The following is an 18808-nucleotide window of genomic DNA, read 5'->3' on the forward strand; positions in this document are numbered from 1 at the left end:
TTCATATTATCTCCCGGAGGGCCGTCACTAGGGCCTGCAGATCTTCGCGCCGATGCGCGGCACTGAGGGTCACCCGCAAGCGGGCGCTTCCTTGGGGAACCGTCGGAGGGCGCACAGCGGGGCAGTATAGGCCAAGCCCACGCAGTTGCCCGGACACCCGCATAGCCCTTGCGGCATCGCCTAAAACCAGCCCCTGTATGGGCGTTTCACTGGGAAGCCAGGGAGCATCAGGAAGCTCGGCGCGCAACAAAAGACGATGAACATGCAAGCGGGCGCGGCGGACTTCGCCCGCTCGCAACAACTGCAAGGAAACCCGTGCCGCTGCCGCCAGCGCCGCCGGCAAGGCTGTATGATAAATAAAACTGCGTGCCCGGTTGCGCAGCAGATCAATCAGATCCTGACTGCCCGCCACAAAGGCGCCATATACCCCAAAAGCCTTGCCCAGGGTGCCCATGATCACGGCCACGTCGGCATTATCCAGATGGTAGTGGGCAAGGGTGCCCCTGCCCTGGTCGCCGAGCACCCCCAAAGCATGGGCTTCATCCAGAATAATCCGGGCTTGGTACTGGCGCGCAAGCGACACCAGCTCAGGCAGCGGCGCCAGGTCACCATCCATGCTGAAAACCCCGTCGCTGATGATCCAGGCCCGCCCTGAACCACCGCGTACCAATAGCTGCTGCAAATGCGCCATATCCCCATGCCGGTAGCGCTGTAGACGCGCCCCGCACAAACGGGCGCCATCCACCAGGGAAGCATGATTGAGGCGGTCGGCATAAATCCGGTCATGGCGGCCGACCAGGGCTGAGATAATGCCCAGATTTGCCAGATAACCACTGCCAAACAGCAGAACTGCTTCCACGCCCAGCCAGTCGGCCAAATCGGCAGCCAATCCCTGGTGTACTGGTCGCTCGCCACCCAGCAGGGGTGCCGCACCCGCACCGAGGCCACTTGTTTCGAGTTCGGCAATGGCCGCGCGCTGCAGGGCAGGATTTCTGCTCAAACCAAGATAGTCATTACTGGCAAAAGAAATGAACGCACGTCCTTCGCTGTCTATAAATTGAGGGTGGTCGGCAGCGGGATCGGGTTGCAGGGGCAACAATTCCCGCCACAACCCCTGGCGACGGATATCCGCCAGCTGCGTACTCCAGTCACTTTCTACGGTATCAGGCATAGCTTCTTATAAGGAGGGGGTTCTGCCTTGTCAATGCAGGCCTGAAAGGTGAGAATCAGGAAGATCAAATCTTCCCGCCCAGCAAAAGGTCCGCCCATTCCCTTGTCCGTTCTGCAACAAATCTTCAGAAACAGCCAGCGCATCAGTCAATGGTTGTTTCCCGAACATTGCCGCAGCTGTGGAGCGGTGGGTGCGGCCCTCTGCTCAGCCTGTACCGGCGATTGGCCCCGCCTGCCCGATGCAGTCTGCGGTTATTGCGCCCTGCCCCTGCAGATCAATGGTGATTGCCCGGTCTGCGCGGTGGAAGCGCCACCCTATGATCATGTCTACACCCCTTTTGTATATGCTGAGCCATTGAGTGCCGCCATCCTCGCTTGGAAATTTCACCAGCGTCTGGACTGGACCCGGGCTCTGGCCCAGACTTGGGCGGAAAGCTGGGGAGGTCAGGCGCCTTCTCGCCCTGAATGCCTATTACCGGTACCCCTGCACGCCCGTCGACTGCGCGAACGCGGCTATAACCAGGCGTTGCTCCTGGCTCGCCACTGGGGAAAGCGCTGGCGCATTCCAGTCCGCCCCGGCGCCCTGCGCCGCTGTCGAAATACCCGCCACCAAACGGGTTTGAGTGCCGCTGCGCGCCGGGAAAACCTGGATGCGGCTTTTAGCCTGCACGGCAAGCTACCCGCCCACGTCGCCATTGTCGATGATGTCATGACTACCGGAACCACGGCCGCGCAACTCGCCGAATTGCTCCGCCAGGGTGGGGTGCAGCGCATCGATATCTGGGTGCTGGCGCGCGCGCTCAGAGAAACGGTCCCGACCCATGCCTGATCCCCTTTTGCATGTCATTCTTTTTGAGCCGGAAATCCCGCCCAATACGGGCAATGTCATCCGTCTCTGTGCCAACACGGGCACCCGGCTGCATCTGGTCGAACCCTTGGGATTTGCCTGGGATGATCGTCGCCTGCGTCGCGCCGGACTGGATTATCATGAATTTGCCGAGGTCTTGCGCCATCCGGACTGGGCACATTGCCGTGATGCACTGGCCGACGCACGGGTTTTTGCTTTCAGCACCAAAGGGAAACACCTGCATCACCAGACGCTTTTTCAGGAAGGCGATGCCTTGCTGTTCGGGCCGGAAACCCGGGGGCTGCCTTCGCATATACTGGATAGCCTCCCCGCCGGACAGGTACTGCGCTTACCCATGCGTCCGGGACAACGCAGCCTGAACCTATCCAACGCCTGTGCGGTGGGCGTTTTTGAGGCGTGGCGACAGCTGGGGTTCAAGGGCGGCGCTTGAACCCGAATCCCCGGCGCAGGCCACTTATTCAGCATTTTCTGGGTATTACAGCCAGTATAACGGGGCGCTGGATTGTGCTGATACTGGGGAGCTTGCTGCTGAGCTATTGCTTCACGCTTGGACAGATTCCCGCCGCCCCCCTTTTTGCCGGGGTCATGACAGCCATCGCCATCAATAGCTTGGGCGGATTGACTTATCCCCGTCACTTTTCCCGAGCAGGACAAAGCATCCTGGGTATAGCTATTGGCCTGATGTTTACCAGCGCTGCCCTGGGCGCTATTTCCGGCCATTGGCTGCCCATCTTGCTGGTCACGGCCGCAACCTTGATATTGAGTCTGGTTTCGGGACTGCTTTTCAGTCGCTGGGCGCAGATCAAGGCCAGTACCGGCCTGCTTTCCATGACTGCCGGGGGCGCGGCGGGCATTACGGCCATTGCCCAGGAATATGACGCCGACGTGGGATTGGTGGCCATCATGCAATACCTGCGGGTTATTCTGGTCATGGCCAGTCTTCCTTTGGTGGTTCTGTTTGTGTTTCAGGATCATCACGCCAGTCCGTTCGCCTTGGCGGGCAAACTCCCAGCGGTATCCTGGGGCGGCAGCCTCCTGTTGATAATGTTGGGCGGACCCATCGGCGTCTGGCTGGCTCGTAAAATCCACATCACCGCCCCCTATTTGCTCGGTCCCTTGCTTGTTACGCTGCTGCTGACCTTGCTGAAAACCAGTCCCACCCAGGCCATTCCCGGCCCGATTCTGGAGGGTGCTTATTTGCTGATTGGCTGGCAGGCCGGACTGCAACTATCCATAAGTCGTATTCGCCAACACTTCCGTCTGATCCCCCGGGCATTACTCATCATTGTCGTCCTGAATCTGCTTTGTGCCCTGCTCGGAATATTTCTGGCCCATCTGGTTGGCGTCAGTGACCTGGACGGATACCTGGCGACGGCGCCCGGTGCGCTCTATGCTGCGGTCGCGGTCAGCATGGCTGCCCATGGCAACGTGCTTTTTGTCCTCGGCGTGCATCTCATGCGTTTGCTGATGATGTTGTTGATCATGCCGCCTCTGGCGCGCAGGATGCTGAAAGCTGTCGGCAAACCCTGACCCCTTCCCAAACATCCGACCGGACGGTATCTTGTGGGAAACGGACATATCCTCAACAGACAGAGCACAAAGGGGCAAACATGGCGCGTACACGCATTACTCCACTTCGTTTGGACGGTGAGAATGCTGAACAAAAACGGGACGAAATTCGCAGGGTGTTTCATGAAACATTCTCCCTGTATGAATCCCTGTTTGAACACCTGCAAGACTCTGCAGCCTGGATGGAAAAAGCCATTCCCCTGCGCCATCCCCTGATTTTTTATTTCGGCCACACGGCCACTTTTTACGTCAACAAGCTGCAATTTGCCGGACTGATCAACGCCCGCCTCGATCCGCATCTGGAATCCGTGTTTGCCGTCGGGGTGGATGAGATGTCCTGGGATGATCTGGATGAGACCCACTACGACTGGCCTAGCGTCGAAAGCGTCCGTCAGTATCGACAGCGGGTGCGGCAGATGGTGGATCAGCTGATTGGCGAATTGCCCCTGACCCTCCCCATTACCTGGGACTCTCCCTGGTGGGTCATTTTGATGGGAATCGAGCACGAAAACATTCATCTGGAAACCAGTTCGGTACTGATCCGGCAATTGCCCTTGTCACAGGTGGCTCCCGTCGCCGCTTTCACGCCCTGGAATCAGGCGGGTCCGGCCCCTATTAACCAGCTCCTGCCGGTAGCGGGGGGGGAAGTCCATCTCGGCAAAGCCCGGGATGACCGCCAATATGGATGGGATAACGAATATGGCAGCCACGAAATCACCCTGCAACCGTTCAAAGCCAGTCAATTTCTGGTAAGTAACGAAGAATATCTCGCCTTTGTGGAGGAGGGTGGTTACCGGAATCCGGATTGGTGGAGCGCGGAAGGCGATGCCTGGCGGCGCTTCAGTCGGGCGGAACATCCCAGCTTTTGGGTACCTCACGCCACAGGCTGGCAGCTGCGATTGCTTGCTGAAGAGCGGCCCATGCCCTGGAACTGGCCCGTTGAAGTCAACGCCCTGGAAGCAGACGCCTTTTGTCGCTGGAAATCGGCCCGGACCGGAGAGGAGCTCCGCTTGCCCAGTGAAGAAGAATGGCGCCATCTGCGCGATCTCAGCGGATTGGATGACAGTGATAGCTGGGAAGAGCATGTCCCGGCCAACATTGGCCTGATGGCGGGGTGCTCACCCTGCCCGGTGGATCAGTTTCCCCAGGGGGATTTTTATGACCTGGTGGGTAATGTCTGGGAATGGACCTGCACCCCGATTTATCCTTTCCCCGGCTTTGAAGTCCATCCGGTTTATGACGATTTTACGGTGCCGACCTTTGACCAGCAGCATAATCTGCTCAAAGGCGGCTCCTTCATCAGCCTCGGTAATGAAATGCAGCGTGAAGCCCGTTATGCTTTCCGGCGTCACTTCTTTCAGCATGCGGGATTCCGCTACGTGGCATCTGCCAATGTTCTGCCCGATATCCCCATTTATGAGAGCGATGCGCTGGTATCCCAATATGCTGAATTTCATTACGGTCGGAGCTATTACAACGTCCCCAACTTCGCACTGGCAGTGGCGGAACTGGCGGTGCAGGCCCGGGCCGGGAAACCCCTGCGCAAGGCCCTGGATATTGGCTGCGCGGTTGGACGTTGTAGTTTTGAGTTGGCGCGGCACTGTCCGAATGTCACCGGCCTCGATTTTTCGGCACGCTTTATCAGTGTAGGAGTGCAGTTGCGGGAAAGGGGGCATGTTTCCTATACCTTGGCCGAAGAAGGCGATCTCAGCAGCTACCAGTCTATCGATCTGGCAGCGCTGGACCTGCGGGAAACCGCCGACCATGTGCATTTTTTCCAGGCCGATGCCTGCAACCTCAAACCCTTATATCGGGATTATGATCTGGTAATTGCCGCCAATCTGATTGATCGACTGCATCATCCCCGCAAGTTTCTGGAGGATATCCGTGAGCGCATCCTACCGGGCGGGCTCTTGCTGATCACCTCTCCCTATACCTGGCTGGAAGAATATACGCCGCGCAGTGAGTGGCTGGGGGGCTTCAAAAAAGATGGTGAAAACCGCACGACATTGGATGCCCTCAAAGAGATTTTATTGCCCCATTTCCGCTTGCGCGAAGAAAGCCCACTGGATTTACCTTTTGTGATACGGGAAACTGCCCGTAAATATCAACACAGCATCGCGCAGGTGACGCTCTGGGAACGCTTATGAAGAATCAGGAAGGGGCCATTTTCGACTTCGACACGCCCATTCAACGCATGGGCAGTGGCTCCCTGAAATGGGATGACGCTGCCCATCGTTTTGGCGGCGAAGTCTTACCCATGTGGGTTGCCGACATGGATTTTGCCATACCGGAATGTATCACTTCCGCATTACAGCAACGTCTGGAACACCCGATTTTTGGTTATCCCAGCGATGGGCCAGTGATGCTAGAGGCTGCCGAGAACTGGATGGAAGCCCGCCACGACTGGCGTCCAGAACCCGGCGCCACTGGCAGTATCAGCGGCGTGGTTCCTGCCTTGTTTGCCGCAGTACGGGCTTTTACCCAGCCGGGGGATAGCGTCATCGTCATGCCCCCTATTTATCCGCCGTTCATGACGGCCGTGCAGAAAAACGGGCGGGAACTGCTCCTCGCGCCACTCCAGAGAGGCGCAGACAATAGCTACTCCATTGATTGGCCGGCGCTGGAGGAGGCTCTGGCCCGCTCCCGATTGTTATTGCTGTGCTCGCCCCATAATCCCGTAGGACGGGTCTGGTCCGCCGAAGAATTGCAGCGTCTGGCGGATCTTTGCAGCGCCGCCGGGTGCGTGGTAGTCAGCGATGAAATTCACGCGGATCTCAGTTATGCCCAACACATTCCTTTTCCGGTTTTTTCTTCTCGCTCCGTACTGCTGAGCTCGGCTGGTAAAAGCTTCAATATTGCAGGCATTGGGGGCGGCATAGCCATCATTCCCGATCCAGAACTGCGCCAGATGTTTCGGGATGAGCTGTATCGCAGCCAGATCCATCAGACCAACACCTGTGCCCTGAAAGCCATGACCAGCGCCTGGCAGCTGGGAGCAGAATGGCAGTCTGCACTCAGGCAGTATCTGCTGGCTAATGCCTCGTTTATTCAGGATTTTCTGCAACGGGAATTACCCGATCTGGGCTATCGCATTCCTGAGTTCGGCTACCTGGCCTGGCTGGATGTCAGCGCCTATGGCGACGACGTCACTATTCAGGAGAACCTCCTTAAAGCTGGACTCGGACTCAATCTTGGTCCCAGCTTCGGGCCGGGTGGAGCAGGTTTTGTGCGCCTAAATTTTGCCACGCCCCGAGCTACTCTGGAGGAAGGTCTGTCGCGACTGCAGAAGGCTTTGTTGTCCTAGATCCGGCAACGGTCCTGGAAGCTTTGCAGCGACTTTGGCCCGAGCCGTTGTTGTTCTTGGCGAAATCCAGCGCCCGTCAGGAGAGTTGTTTGAGCCCGCAGGGCGAGTTCTCTCCTGACAGCAGGATAAGCCTTAGAACAACAGGCAAGGGACGTTGGAGCAAAAAGCTTCCAGGACCGTTGCCGGATCTAGGACCAATCCAGCTCATCCAGAAGCTGCATAATTTTTTCCAGGGAGCCACGCTGCTGCTGGACAAAGGCCAACGCCCTGTTCCCCTGTTCCCGAGCGCTTTCCGGGTGCCGCAACCACAGCTGTAACTGTTGCGCCAGGGCATTGGCGTCATCCACCTGAACGGCTGCATCTCCGTCCAGCATATCCCGGACAATGCGCCGAAAATTTTCCATATGCGGACCAAAAATAACGGGACAGGAAAGTACGGCAGCCTCCAGTGGATTATGTCCGCCAACAGGGACAAAACTGCCGCCCATCGTCACCAGATCAGCCGCCGCATAAAAATCCATCACCTCTCCCAAGGTATCCACTAGAAAAACACTTTTACGCGCCGTTTCACCATTCTCCGAGCGTAAGGCATAGGGAACACCAGCTGCTTGCAGTTCCGCCTCCACTTCGACGCGGCGAGAGGGATGCCGGGGAATCAGCACCAGCAAAAGGTGGGGCCAAGCTATCTGTAATTGTTTGAAAACGTCTATCGCCATTTTTTCTTCGCCGGCGTGGGTGGAGGCAAACACCCAAACCTGACGGGTGGCCAGATGCTGTCGCCAGAAGCGACCTTTCTCCAAAGCCTCCAGTGGTTCCGGAAGGTCATATTTGATATTTTCGATGACGACCACTTTTGCCGCTCCCAGTTGCCGGAAGGACTCGGCATCTTCAGGACTTTGTGCTGCTACGGCGCTCATACTGGCAAGCGCGGGACGGAACAGCCGCGAAAAGCGTCCATATCCTTTCAGCGAGCGCGGAGATAAACGGGCATTGATCAATAATACCGGCACCTGAAACTGCGCGGCCCAGTAGCATAAATTCGGCCAGATTTCCGTTTCCATGATGAGACAGACACGCGGCTCCTGGCGCTGCAAAAAACGCCGCATCGCCGCAGAAGTATCATAGGGCAGGTAATGGCGGCGCACGCTCGTGCCGAGGCGCTGGGCGACAATTTCTGCGCCCGTAGGCGTCGTACTGGTCACCAGAACCGGAATCCTTGGATAGCGTTTTTGCAGGGCATGAACGAGTGGGACTGCGGCAATGGCTTCACCCACGCTGACCGCGTGTATCCAGATGGGGCGGTCATGATGGATGTCTCCCCAACCAAAGCGCTCCTGCCATCTTTCATCATAGGGAGGACGCCGCCAGCCCCGCCACCGGGTGAATATCCAGAGCAGCGGTGTCAACAGGAAGAGGATTCCTGCATAAATCCGGCGCGTTATCATTCGCGATGCAGCAGCCGATCAGTCAGCCAGTCCAGACGGTACCAGGGTCGAAAACTTTTCAGCAGCGCAAGGCGATCGTAATCGCGCTCAATCCACTGGCGCAGGGACAGATCCGGTTCATTCGCCAGAGCTTGACGATAACTGGTGAAAAACCAGTCGAGTATTCCGGTATTGGCATGACGAATGTGACCAAATGGCCAGAGCCGCAACTGACGCTGGGCGGTCTTCATGGGCTGCGCCATCACCAGATGCATATAGAGAACGCTCATGAAACCGGCGCGATCCGCCCCCGATTTGCAGTGCAGCAAAAAAGGTCTCGGTAATTCGGTCAAAAGGTCTATGGCTTGCAGCAACCGCTCTTTTTCGGGTAGGTCCCGGGAGCCAATACCGTGCAGGACGATATGCTGCATTCCCGTGGCGTCACAAACCTCCTGTTCCAGTCGGTAATGGGGCTCATGGGGAGCAGGTGCCCGTAAATTCAACACCGCCCTGAGGCCATAGTGCTGCTGCCAACGCTTTAACTGGCGGGGTGAAGGCTGGGCGGAACGAAAAACGCCCGGAACCATTTCATGAAAATTCGCATAAAAACATTCGCGGAAAATGCCATGATCTGTCCAGAACTGATGACGACGATAACGGCGCCGTTCTTCCGGCAAGAGTCTGAGAGGCGAATTCATGCGGCGGGGGACTCCAGTAGGGAAGATAAAGCAAGCCAGACACGCCCAGGATCCAGCGCCTCCTGGCAAAGTATCCGGCCATTTTGCGCCTCGGGCAGCGGGCAGCAGGGTTTGCCACAAGGCGCGCAGGATTGCGGACTTTGCAGGCTGATTTGCTGATCAATCTTCACAAACAATCGTTCAGCGGAAGTGGACCCGTAAAGCGTCACTCCACGCAATCCCAGCGCAGTCGCCAGATAAGAAAGTCCGGTATCCATCCCCACAAATGCCTGCGCCCGACTCGTCACTTTGGCCAAGCCCTCCAGACTCAGAGGCGGAAGAGCCAGGACATTATCGGCGCCGATTTGCAGACGCGCCACCCGCTGCCGCTCGCGTTCATCGGCAGCAGGCAAGAGCAGATTCAAGTCCTCATCCTTTAAACGTGACGCCAGGGCTTTCCAGTGGATCTCCGGCCATTCCTTGGTTTTCCAGACGGCAGAGGTCGCGTGAAAACCGATCACATAGGGTTTAACAACAAAGGGCTGTAATGCATCGTCCAGTGCTTGCTCCTGCCATTGCGAGCGGCGGCAGGCCAAGGCAAAGTCCGGGGGGGTACTGGGCAGTGGATATTGCAGAGCCAGGGCAAAAAGTTGTCGATTACGCTCTATGGCAGAGCTGGACCAGGGGACGCTAAAACGCTGCTGATACAAGCGGGACGCCCCCGGCTCCCGGGCGCTTTGCGCATCCAGCCCAAGCACCGGCACCCCCGCCAGACGCGCCAATAGGGCACTTTTATACAAACCCTGGGCATCCAGGACCAAGTCATAGCGGCTGGTCCGTAGCACCCTGCGTAACGAGAAAAGGGCCTGCGGCGTAGCCAGTGGTTTTTTTTTGAGGGCGCGCAGCGAAAAAGGAACAGCCTGATGCACCCCAGGATGCCAAGCCACTATGGGCGCAAAGGCGGGTTCTACCAGCCAGTCTACCTGCAGATCCGGTCGTTGCATCGCGAGATCGGAAATGGCGGGCAAGGTATGCAGCACATCTCCCAGAGAACTGAGGCGCAGGACCAGTAAATTCATGAAGCATCCTTATCTTGCGCCTGCATTTCCAGAGCAATGGCGTACTTCATGAAAGCACCCAAGGCGGTGGTCCAGGCAATGGCTGCGCCTTCGACACCATCCAGGATTCCCAGACGGAGAAAATAACTGCGTGTAAAGGCTGCAATTGCATGGGTCATTGGCATATGGGCACGCAAGACGCTGCCTTTCTGCCTAAGCTGTTGGGCGTTAAGCATGGCATAGCGCCGCATTTTCTCAATAAGTTCAGAGTAATCTTTATATGAATAATGAAATAGTGAAATGCCAGGTAAAGTTTTTTTGGGGGCACAAGTTTCCCATGCTTCATGTACCAAATTATCCGTGTATTTCCCCTGACGACGATCAAACAAGCGCAGAACACGATCACGACCCCAATCGCCATGAAGAACTTTTTTATCATGAAAAATACTCAGGCGACGCAAAAAATAGGCTGAAACATCAGAAGGATAGGAGAGTGCTTCAACAATCATCTGTACACCTGATTCGGTTAAAATCTCATCCGCATCCAGCATCAACACCCAATCGCAACAAGCCGAATCCACAGCAAACTGTCTTTGCGCAGCAAAGCCCTCCCAAGTTCTGGGTATAACCTTAACTTTAAGCTTTTGAGCAATGGATAAAGTTTGATCCGTAGAGCCGCAGTCGACAATCAAAATTTCCTGAGCAATATTTTTAACGCTATCCAGAGATTTTTCTAAATACTTTTCAGCATTCAAGGTTATATAAACCACCGATACAAGATGTTTAGACATTCTTGCGAGCATCACAAACAGGAATAAAAAAACGATTCAGAGGCAACCCTGCCATTAATGCAATAGTAATAGAATCAGCATAACCCCAATTTAAACTATTATACATTCCACCAACAATAAAAATCGAAACATACGATAACGCAAACCAGTTTTGGGGCATCATTCTATCACCCCATGCTTCCTTTACAACCCCCCACAAAAACCAAAGAAATAACCCCAACCCAATTATACCTAAAACAGCAGCTTCACTAATGAAGCTATTTGCCGCCGTATTCATAATAAACAAGGGTGTCTTAGGTAGCATGTGCGCGTCCTGAATAGCAGTAATGCTTGATAAGAAACTGCCTGTACCAACCCCAAATATAGGATGGGAAAAAAACATCATAATCCCTCCCATCATCGCAATAATTCGCAAGCCCCAGCTAGAATTAGTGTCCGCAGCATGAATATTAAAATGAATTAACTGATGAACTCCGAGAGCAAACATCCCATAAACCGAGGGCACAAAAATCATTCCCGAGACACAAAGCAAAATTACCAAAGAAAACCAGTACCGCCACCTTCCTTTGTATAGCAACCAAACTGCAGCAGGCAACAAAATAATGAAGAGTAACTGACCTGAGCGGCCTTGCGCCAAAACCAACTGAAAAAAAAGTATAATAGCAATAACTATATTCAACCACCGTTTAAAGTTCCATTGAAACTTCAAATCCCAAACCATCCACAAAAATACATGAACGATGGCAAGAGAGATATATATATGCCCTCCAAATCCCGTGTATGGCAAGTTATTTACATTATGCCACGGCAACACCTGCCAAGTCATCAAAAAGGCCAAAATGGCATTCATTACCAAACCCAGAATAAAAAATCGTATCAAAATTTTTATCCACTGCTCTTTCCACGGCATGGTTGCACCAAAAAGCGCAAAAAAACCGTATCCAGCTGCTTCGACGACTTTCGTACCATAGAAAAAATTTGATGTCCAAAACAGTCCAAAAGCTGTCCACGCAATCAACAATAATAGCGGAACTGCCCAAGGTCTATTAAAAACAGTTCGCCAATTACGCCAATATCCACTAATCCCGTACGTCAGGATCAACAATCCAGAAGATATCCCAGCTCCAGCTGTGCTTAGAGGAAAGAAAAAAAGCGGAAGAACATAGGAATAAAACAATCCATGTTCTTTAACTTTCAACCATTCCATGGCGTTTTTCTCATCGGAGGATTATTCACCTCTTCAAAAAAACCAACCAGGGCGTATTGATCAAAATCGTTCATCATCACAATGGATGCCTCGTGATGATAATGCTCTGGGCTAGCAAAATTAAACAACGCCAGAGTTGGAATCCCCTGGGCAACCGCCATATGATAAGGGCCAGAATCGCTGGAGATAAAACCATCGCAAAGGGTTATGACTCCAGTAAGACCAGAAAGCGTGGTGAGTCCGGACAGATCAATCAAGCAATGATCATCACCCCATTTATCGTGATATTTTTTCATGAAAGATCGATTAATTTCACGCTCATTAGGTGCCCCAGTAAGCAGCAAGACATAAGATAATTTTTGCTGCATATAGCCAAGTGTACTGACTAGCAAATCGAGATCGGGTCGTTTCTTTTCAGCATCTGGTGTCCCACAACCTATATTTAACCCAATCACCGGCAACCCTTCTTTTGGCAATTGTCTTTGCAATTGTTCACGAAACAGTCTTCCAGACTTCGTCTCGGCAAGCACTATCTTTTGCCCTTCTCGATAAAGCCCCAATGCGGCAAGCGCAGCAAAGTCTCTTTCGGTATAGTCCATTGGCCAGGATAGTTCCTGTCGTTTTGCATAGTTACGCAAACTCGGGCCAGCAACATCATATAACAAACCTCGTCCCAGCACCTGGTTGACACCAACTATGGGCGCTTTACTCAAGCGGCGCAGCCAAAGTGCCACCAAACTCGTTTCCAAACCAAAGGGCTCATGATCTATGATCAGATCTGGCTGTACCTGTTCAGCAATTTTTCTTAATGCCGGGAGTAAACGCCCCCAGGTACGGGGACCAACCCCACGTATGCCCCACCAGCGCCCTTCCTTCATGGCTAAAAAATGCGCACTGGACAGTAGATGATGCTCTTGAATGAGTTCTTCACTGGGATATCCTGGCCAGCGGGTCAGAAACACCAGATGCAGTTCAACGTTAGGCCAGCGTTTCTTGAGCACAGCCCATGCCGCAGAGCTACGCAGAATGTCGCCGACACCGGCGCTGTGTGACTTGATCATGATGATGCGCCGGGGTTCTGCGGGCAATAGACGTCTCATCAGAAGCTACGGGCAACCGGTCGCCAAGGCTGAGGGCAAATCGACCCCAACATAAATGTCCGCCAAGGCAAACGACAGGTCAACACACTGAAAGCAAGCCTTGTCGTTTTCAGGATCATTCAACAACTCATGCCACCAACCGTCTGGATGTCGGCGAAAGACCTCGATGACGGCTTTTTCGCTATCTACCAAAACATATTCCTGCAGGCTAGGAAGCGATTGGTAAGCTTGCATTTTTTCTCGACGGTCCACATTTTCCGTGCTCGCCGACATGACTTCCACAATAAGACAGGGATCTTCCAGATAGAGCGTCTCTCCGGATAAAGGCACACCACAGCGCAACACCACATCGGGATAATAAAAGGCATCTACTGCTGCTACCCGCACTTTCATGTCACTGTTCAGTACCTGACAGTGACTACCAAGAGTCTTTTGCCAGAGCAGCCCATACACATTACCCGCAATCTGGTTATGACGCAGCTTGGCCCCAGCCATGGCATAGACCTGCCCGGCCACGTACTCGTGACGCATATCGGCCTGCTCTTCACCTTCCAGATACTCTTTGATAGACAAAGGCCGTAACATGGCTACCTGCATGACCTTGCCTCCTGCCTCAGCGAATAAACAGCCCCTATCATAAAACGTGGAAGCAGTTATGTCATGGCAGCAAGGTTGTTAATAAACTCCGGGCGATGACATCCGCAGCAAAGCGCCGGGCGTAATCCGGACCTGCTGCTGCCAAACCCTGTCGGAAGGGAACATCTGTCGCCACCCGCAAAATGGCATCCTGCCAATCCCGCACAGCGCCAGCAGGGAGTAACAAACCACTCTGCCCGGCTGCAAAACTCTCGGGAATCCCACCCATATCCGCGCCCAGCACCGGCGTACCGCAAGCCTGGGCTTCCAGGCAAACCCGACCGAAAGTATCCGGCTCTATGGACGGGAGAGCCAAAAAATCCATAGCACTATACCAGGGCATGACCGGATTTTTCCAACCCAGCAGATGATGCCAGGGCTTATTGGCGAGCCTTGCCCGTAATGCCTCTTCATGGGCGCCACCACCAAGCCACAGGCCGTGAACATGGGAATTTTGCGCATGGGCGGCATCAATGGCATCAGCCAGCAGGAAAACCCCCTTGCCGCGATGCCAGGCACCCACAAAACCTACCAGAAAATCTGCGTCATTGACGCCTAGCTCCTGACGCAAGCGCTGCCGTGCCTGCGCATCACGATGGAACTCTTCCAGATGAATGGGGTTCAAGAGCACCTCTACCCGCGCCGGCGGAATACCCTGATCCATCAGGCGGCCACGTAAATATTCGGAAATGGCGAAAAGACGTAATGGCCAGCGGGAGAGCAGCCAGCGCGTACTGGGCCTGAGGCGTAAATCCATATGCCTGAACAACACCAGAGGACAGCCATGCAGGCAGCTGAGCAGAGCCAGTGGCCAATATTCCTTACTGAAGCTGCCCACCATCCAGTCTGGACGCATTTTCTGGATAAGCCGTCCAAGGGCGAATATCCCGCGCAAATCCGCACTGTTGCGGAATTTTCCGTAATGCAGCACGACATGGCTCGCCGCGAGGGACTCGGCAATTTTCCCTTGAGGATGCACAAAAGCGTGTACTTCTGCGCCAGCTTCCGCCAAAGCGGAGCACAGGGTAATCATGTGGGTTTCCGTGCCACCGCCGCCCGGGTTGGTGCCAACCCAAAGGATACGCGGCCCATTTTTCAATGATGATCCTCATGCTGCGTCCAGATTTGCAGAGGAAATACATGGGGACCATGATGCCCTCCCACCATCACTCGGGGAAGATCAAATAGGTTTTCTTTCCCTGGTGTTGCACGCGCCCGGCGCACGGAGACCGCCGCCAGGAATCCAGCCTGCTTTACGGCTTCCTGCTCGCGCTGTCCTGCGGCTCCATATGGGTAACAAAACTGCTTAACCGGGACGCCCAGCAGCGACTCCAGATCTTCTCGGGAGCCTCCTATTTCGTCCCGCAGTGCAGATTCCTGAAGTTCTGGCAGGCGGGGGTGATGACGACTGTGGGCTCCCACTTCCATCCCGGCTTCCTGCCATTGCCGCAGCTCTGCCACAGACATCAGGGGTTTATGTACCCCCAATTGTTCGGCATCCCAGTGGTTATCGCCACCAAGCGCCGCACTGACCATGTAACAGGTCGCCGTAAAGCCGACATCCTGCAAAATAGGCAAGGCGTTTTCCAGATTATCGCGGTAGCCATCATCAAAGGTAATGGCTACCACTTTCCCATGGGCTTTTCCGCGTAAATAAGGCAATGCAGCGGTCATGGACAGGCCTTGATAGCCGAAGCGCCGCAACAAGCCCATCTGGCGCCGGAAGCGTCGGGGAGAAACATACAAGCCCCGCAACTTCACACCTTCTGGAGCGCGGGCGATATTGTGATACATCAGAATTGGAATCGGCATTACTGTTCCGGCGGCACATCCAGATGCACCGCTCGGCGGACCACATAGGTCGTCTTGCCCTGCCCTTCAAAATAAATCCGCGACAGCATCTCGCCGACAATCCCGGTATTCAGAAACTGCAGGCCCGCCAGAAAAAAGAGCACTCCGGCAATCAGCATGGGGCGACCGGAAATTTCTGCGCCTTCCGCAAACTTGTCAATAAACAGATAAATCAGCATACCGGAGCCGACAAACAGGGAAAAAAGACCGATCACCCCGAAAAAGTGCATGGGTCGCTGGCTATAGCCCAGAAAAAACTTGACGAAAAGCAGGTCTACCAGCACCCGGAAGGTCCGGGATATGCCATATTTACTCTTACCCGCCCGGCGCGGATGATGGCGCACCGGCACCTCGACAATACGGTCCGTATAAGTCAGGGTCGAAAGCCAGGCCGGGATGAAACGGTGCATCTCACCATACAGACGTACCCCCTTGAGTACCGAGGCCCGATAGGCTTTGAGCGTACAGCCATAATCATGCAAAAACACCCCGGTCAGGCGGCGAATCAGGCGGTTGGCTATACGCGAGGGAATTTTGCGCAGGAGCAGCCCATCCTGGCGATTTTTGCGCCAGCCCGCCACCACATCCAGGTTTTCTGCCAGCAACCGTTCAGCCAGGGGCAGAATATCCAGGGGATCATTTTGCAAATCCGCATCCAGGGTCACGATGACTTCGCCCTGGGCCGCATCAATGCCCGCCTGCATGGCGGCAGTCTGCCCGAAATTTCTTTGCAGATGGATCATCTTGAAGTGATCGCCCCGCGCTTCGGCCTCCCGGTCCAGGGCCGCAGCACTGCCATCGCGGCTGCCATCATCGACAATGATGATTTCCACATCTGCCCCAACCAGGGCCGCAGCCAGGGCATCACAGAGGGGCGTCACATTGTCGATTTCATTATAAAGCGGGATGACGACGGAAATCCGGGGCACTCAGGGCCTCCAATAGTGCAGGAAATCGGTGGTAACAACAAAAGGATCAGACGCTTCGAGAATCCCGGACAGCACGGCCACCCCACTGGCACCGGTAGCCATAGCTGCAGGAATACGCTCGGCAGATAACCCGCCCAGGGCAATCAGGGGAATAGCCGCGCTTTCCACCAATTCCGCAAAAGCATCTGCGCCCAGGGCCGGCGTATGCGGATGAGAAGCCGTAGGGAACAGCGGAGACAGCAGGGCATATCGCGCGCCTGCTCGGGCCGCCTGGTGCACACCCTCCCCGTCATGGCAGGAAACGCCAAAAGCTTCATCAGGCCTTAAACCGGCATCCAGCTGGGCCTGGGTCAGATGACGCCCGGTTCTTGGCCAGTCCGGCAGCGGGTCAGGATGATTCAGCCATAGCTGGGCGCCTTGAGCCAGGGTTTCTGCACAGAGTTTGTGCAGCTGAGACACCTGCCCGGCATCCAGCGGATTTTTACAGCGCAGGATGACCCACCGCAGTCCCGCCTGCAAAGCCTGACGCCAGGCATTGGCAAATACTGCGGACTCCAGTCGGGAAGGGTCAGCAATCAGACAAAGGGGGGGGCGCGGCAAGGATTCTTCGAGTACTGCTGCAGTCATGCGCAGATTGGCAGGCAAGCATTCCAGGGCGGGGATTTCCCAGGGATATAACCAGCGGATCTGTTGTCCTTCTTTCCCATAGGCTTCGCCTTCCCAGCGCCGAACCCGGTAAAAATGCAGGCGGACCGTCCGCTCAGGATAAGTATAATCCAAGGTCCGGAAAGGCTCGGCATCCAGGACACGAATCCCGATTTCTTCCCACAACTCGCGCTGCAAGGCCTCTGCGGGGGTCTCACCCGGATCCACCTTGCCACCGGGAAACTCCCAGAAACCCGGCCAGGGTTTGCCTTCGGGTCGCAGGGAAATGAGCAGACGCCCCTCAGCGTCCTGCAAAATTCCTGTAGCTACCGGAACGACGTTCATCAGCTGCGATAATCGGCGTTGATACGCACGTAGTCATAAGAGAGATCACAGGTCCAGATAGTCGCCGTGGCGGTCCCCCGTCCCAGATCCACCCGCACCGGAATTTCCTCCCCGGCCATCACTGCCTGTCCGGCGGCTTCTGTATAATCGGGATCCCTGGCGCCATCCCGGACGATGCGGGCATCTCCCAACCAGACCTGGATCAGATCGACTTCCAAGTCATCCACCCCCGCTGAACCGATGGCTGCCAGCAGACGCCCCCAGTTCGGGTCCGAGGCAAAAAAAGCGGTTTTGATCAGAGGACTATGGGCCATGCGATAGGCTACCTGCAGACATTCTTCCTGACTGCGCCCGCCGGAGATGTGAATAGGTATAAATTTACTGGCTCCTTCACCATCGCGGACAATGGCCTGGGCCAGAAACTGCGCCACTTCGGTGATGGCCGCACAGAGAGGGGCATAACGCGGATCGTCCACCTGCGTCACCGCCTTGGTCAAACTCCGTCCGGTCGCCATGAGAATACAGGCGTCGTTGGTGGAGGTATCGCCATCCACGGTAATCCGGTTGAAGGATTGAGCCAAGGCATCCTGCAGACACTGCTGCAAGGCCGCCCCCTGCAAGGCCGCGTCGGTGCCAATATAAGCCAGCATGGTGGCCATATCCGGGCGAATCATCCCCGAACCCTTGGCTATGCCGGTGATGGTCACCCGCTGACCATCCAGATTGATTTGCCGGGAACAGGCCTTGGGAATCGTATCCGTGGTCATGATCGCAGCCGCCGCTATTTCCCAATTATTTTCATCCAGACGCGCGGTTAAAACAGGCAGGGCTTTCGAGATTTTCTCCGCCAGGTCCACGGGTTCACCAATGACGCCGGTGGAAAAAGGCAAGATCGACTCGGGCGCAGAGCCCAGGGCGGCAGCGACTGTCCGGCAGGAATCCTCGGCCGCCTGCAATCCTGCCGCACCCGTAGCGGCATTGGCATTGCCAGTATTGATGATCAGCGCCCGAACAGGGGTTCCTGCAGACAGATGTCGCTGGGCCACTATCACCGGTGCCGCCGAAAAGCGATTACGGGTGAAGACTCCGGCAACTTCACTGCCTTCCGCCAGCGTTATCAGGGTGAGATCACGTCTTCCGGCATAACGCACGCCCCCCTCAGCAACAGCCAGGCGCAATCCCGCTACCGGCAGTAAATCATGGGGGGGAAGAAGACCAACAGCCATAGCGC

Annotated in this window: 18 protein-coding genes; 5 read left to right on the forward strand and 13 right to left on the reverse strand. The window is 55.3% G+C overall.

Annotation, left to right across the window (positions count from 1 at the left end; genetic code table 11):
- Window position 1: 1 nt before the first annotated feature.
- Complete coding sequence (locus AC2VLR_RS00430; protein WP_486880362.1) at window positions 2-1171, reverse strand: aminotransferase class I/II-fold pyridoxal phosphate-dependent enzyme; 1170 nt, start codon at window positions 1169-1171, stop codon at window positions 2-4.
- A 102-nt stretch (window positions 1172-1273) separates the two neighbouring features.
- Here AC2VLR_RS00430 and AC2VLR_RS00435 point away from each other — a divergent pair, with 102 nt between their 5' ends.
- The 5 genes from AC2VLR_RS00435 to AC2VLR_RS00455 all read left to right on the forward strand — a co-directional run bounded on the left by AC2VLR_RS00435 (window position 1274) and on the right by AC2VLR_RS00455 (window position 6914).
- Window positions 1274-1999: a ComF family protein gene (locus tag AC2VLR_RS00435; RefSeq protein ID WP_486880363.1), complete on the forward strand. Its 726-nt coding sequence runs from the start codon at window positions 1274-1276 to the stop codon at window positions 1997-1999.
- Entirely contained in the window at window positions 1992-2468 is a 477-nt protein-coding gene (gene trmL, locus AC2VLR_RS00440; protein ID WP_486880364.1) for a tRNA (uridine(34)/cytosine(34)/5-carboxymethylaminomethyluridine(34)-2'-O)-methyltransferase TrmL, read from the forward strand. Before AC2VLR_RS00435 ends, trmL begins: the two co-directional genes overlap by 8 nt.
- A complete protein-coding gene (locus tag AC2VLR_RS00445; RefSeq protein ID WP_486880365.1) occupies window positions 2465-3568 on the forward strand; it encodes an AbrB family transcriptional regulator in 1104 nt (367 codons plus the stop codon). The genes trmL and AC2VLR_RS00445 overlap by 4 nt, the downstream gene beginning before the upstream one ends.
- 80 nt (window positions 3569-3648) lie before the next feature.
- Entirely contained in the window at window positions 3649-5757 is a 2109-nt protein-coding gene (gene ovoA, locus AC2VLR_RS00450; protein ID WP_486880366.1) for a 5-histidylcysteine sulfoxide synthase, read from the forward strand.
- Window positions 5754-6914: a PatB family C-S lyase gene (locus AC2VLR_RS00455; protein ID WP_486880367.1), complete on the forward strand. Its 1161-nt coding sequence runs from the start codon at window positions 5754-5756 to the stop codon at window positions 6912-6914. The genes ovoA and AC2VLR_RS00455 overlap by 4 nt, the downstream gene beginning before the upstream one ends.
- Window positions 6915-7102: 188 nt before the next feature.
- On the opposite strand, the gene waaA is transcribed toward AC2VLR_RS00455, so the two are convergent.
- From waaA to argJ, 12 genes are all read right to left on the reverse strand, one after another.
- Window positions 7103-8359, reverse strand: a complete 1257-nt coding sequence (gene waaA, locus AC2VLR_RS00460) for a lipid IV(A) 3-deoxy-D-manno-octulosonic acid transferase (RefSeq protein ID WP_486880368.1) — start codon at window positions 8357-8359, stop codon at window positions 7103-7105.
- Complete coding sequence (locus tag AC2VLR_RS00465; RefSeq protein WP_486880369.1) at window positions 8356-9036, reverse strand: fused DSP-PTPase phosphatase/NAD kinase-like protein; 681 nt, start codon at window positions 9034-9036, stop codon at window positions 8356-8358. Before AC2VLR_RS00465 ends, waaA begins: the two co-directional genes overlap by 4 nt.
- Window positions 9033-10094 (reverse strand): lipopolysaccharide heptosyltransferase I, encoded by a 1062-nt coding sequence (gene waaC, locus AC2VLR_RS00470; RefSeq protein ID WP_486880370.1) that lies wholly within the window; start codon window positions 10092-10094, stop codon window positions 9033-9035. The genes AC2VLR_RS00465 and waaC overlap by 4 nt, the downstream gene beginning before the upstream one ends.
- Window positions 10091-10876, reverse strand: a complete 786-nt coding sequence (locus AC2VLR_RS00475; RefSeq protein WP_486880371.1) for a glycosyltransferase family 2 protein — start codon at window positions 10874-10876, stop codon at window positions 10091-10093. The genes waaC and AC2VLR_RS00475 overlap by 4 nt, the downstream gene beginning before the upstream one ends.
- The gene (locus AC2VLR_RS00480) at window positions 10857-12071 is read right to left on the reverse strand and encodes an O-antigen ligase family protein (RefSeq protein ID WP_486880372.1); all 1215 of its coding nucleotides are present in this window, start codon (window positions 12069-12071) and stop codon (window positions 10857-10859) included. The genes AC2VLR_RS00475 and AC2VLR_RS00480 overlap by 20 nt, the downstream gene beginning before the upstream one ends.
- Window positions 12059-13132, reverse strand: coding sequence for a glycosyltransferase family 9 protein (locus AC2VLR_RS00485; protein ID WP_486880373.1), 1074 nt, complete (start codon window positions 13130-13132; stop codon window positions 12059-12061). Before AC2VLR_RS00485 ends, AC2VLR_RS00480 begins: the two co-directional genes overlap by 13 nt.
- A 45-nt stretch (window positions 13133-13177) precedes the next feature.
- The gene (locus AC2VLR_RS00490; RefSeq protein WP_486880374.1) at window positions 13178-13768 is read right to left on the reverse strand and encodes a Uma2 family endonuclease; all 591 of its coding nucleotides are present in this window, start codon (window positions 13766-13768) and stop codon (window positions 13178-13180) included.
- Window positions 13769-13829: 61 nt separating this feature from the next.
- Window positions 13830-14906, reverse strand: a complete 1077-nt coding sequence (locus AC2VLR_RS00495; RefSeq protein WP_486880375.1) for a glycosyltransferase family 4 protein — start codon at window positions 14904-14906, stop codon at window positions 13830-13832.
- Window positions 14903-15619 (reverse strand): polysaccharide deacetylase family protein, encoded by a 717-nt coding sequence (locus AC2VLR_RS00500; protein ID WP_486880376.1) that lies wholly within the window; start codon window positions 15617-15619, stop codon window positions 14903-14905. Before AC2VLR_RS00500 ends, AC2VLR_RS00495 begins: the two co-directional genes overlap by 4 nt.
- A complete protein-coding gene (locus AC2VLR_RS00505; protein WP_486880377.1) occupies window positions 15619-16587 on the reverse strand; it encodes a glycosyltransferase family 2 protein in 969 nt (322 codons plus the stop codon). Before AC2VLR_RS00505 ends, AC2VLR_RS00500 begins: the two co-directional genes overlap by 1 nt.
- On the reverse strand, window positions 16588-17577 hold the full coding sequence (locus AC2VLR_RS00510; RefSeq protein ID WP_486880378.1) for a Nudix family hydrolase: 990 nt from the start codon (window positions 17575-17577) through the stop codon (window positions 16588-16590).
- Entirely contained in the window at window positions 17577-18803 is a 1227-nt protein-coding gene (gene argJ, locus AC2VLR_RS00515) for a bifunctional glutamate N-acetyltransferase/amino-acid acetyltransferase ArgJ (RefSeq protein WP_486880379.1), read from the reverse strand. The genes AC2VLR_RS00510 and argJ overlap by 1 nt, the downstream gene beginning before the upstream one ends.
- Window positions 18804-18808: the final 5 nt, after the last annotated feature.

This window comes from Acidithiobacillus sp. TH-A117, assembly GCF_057473465.1.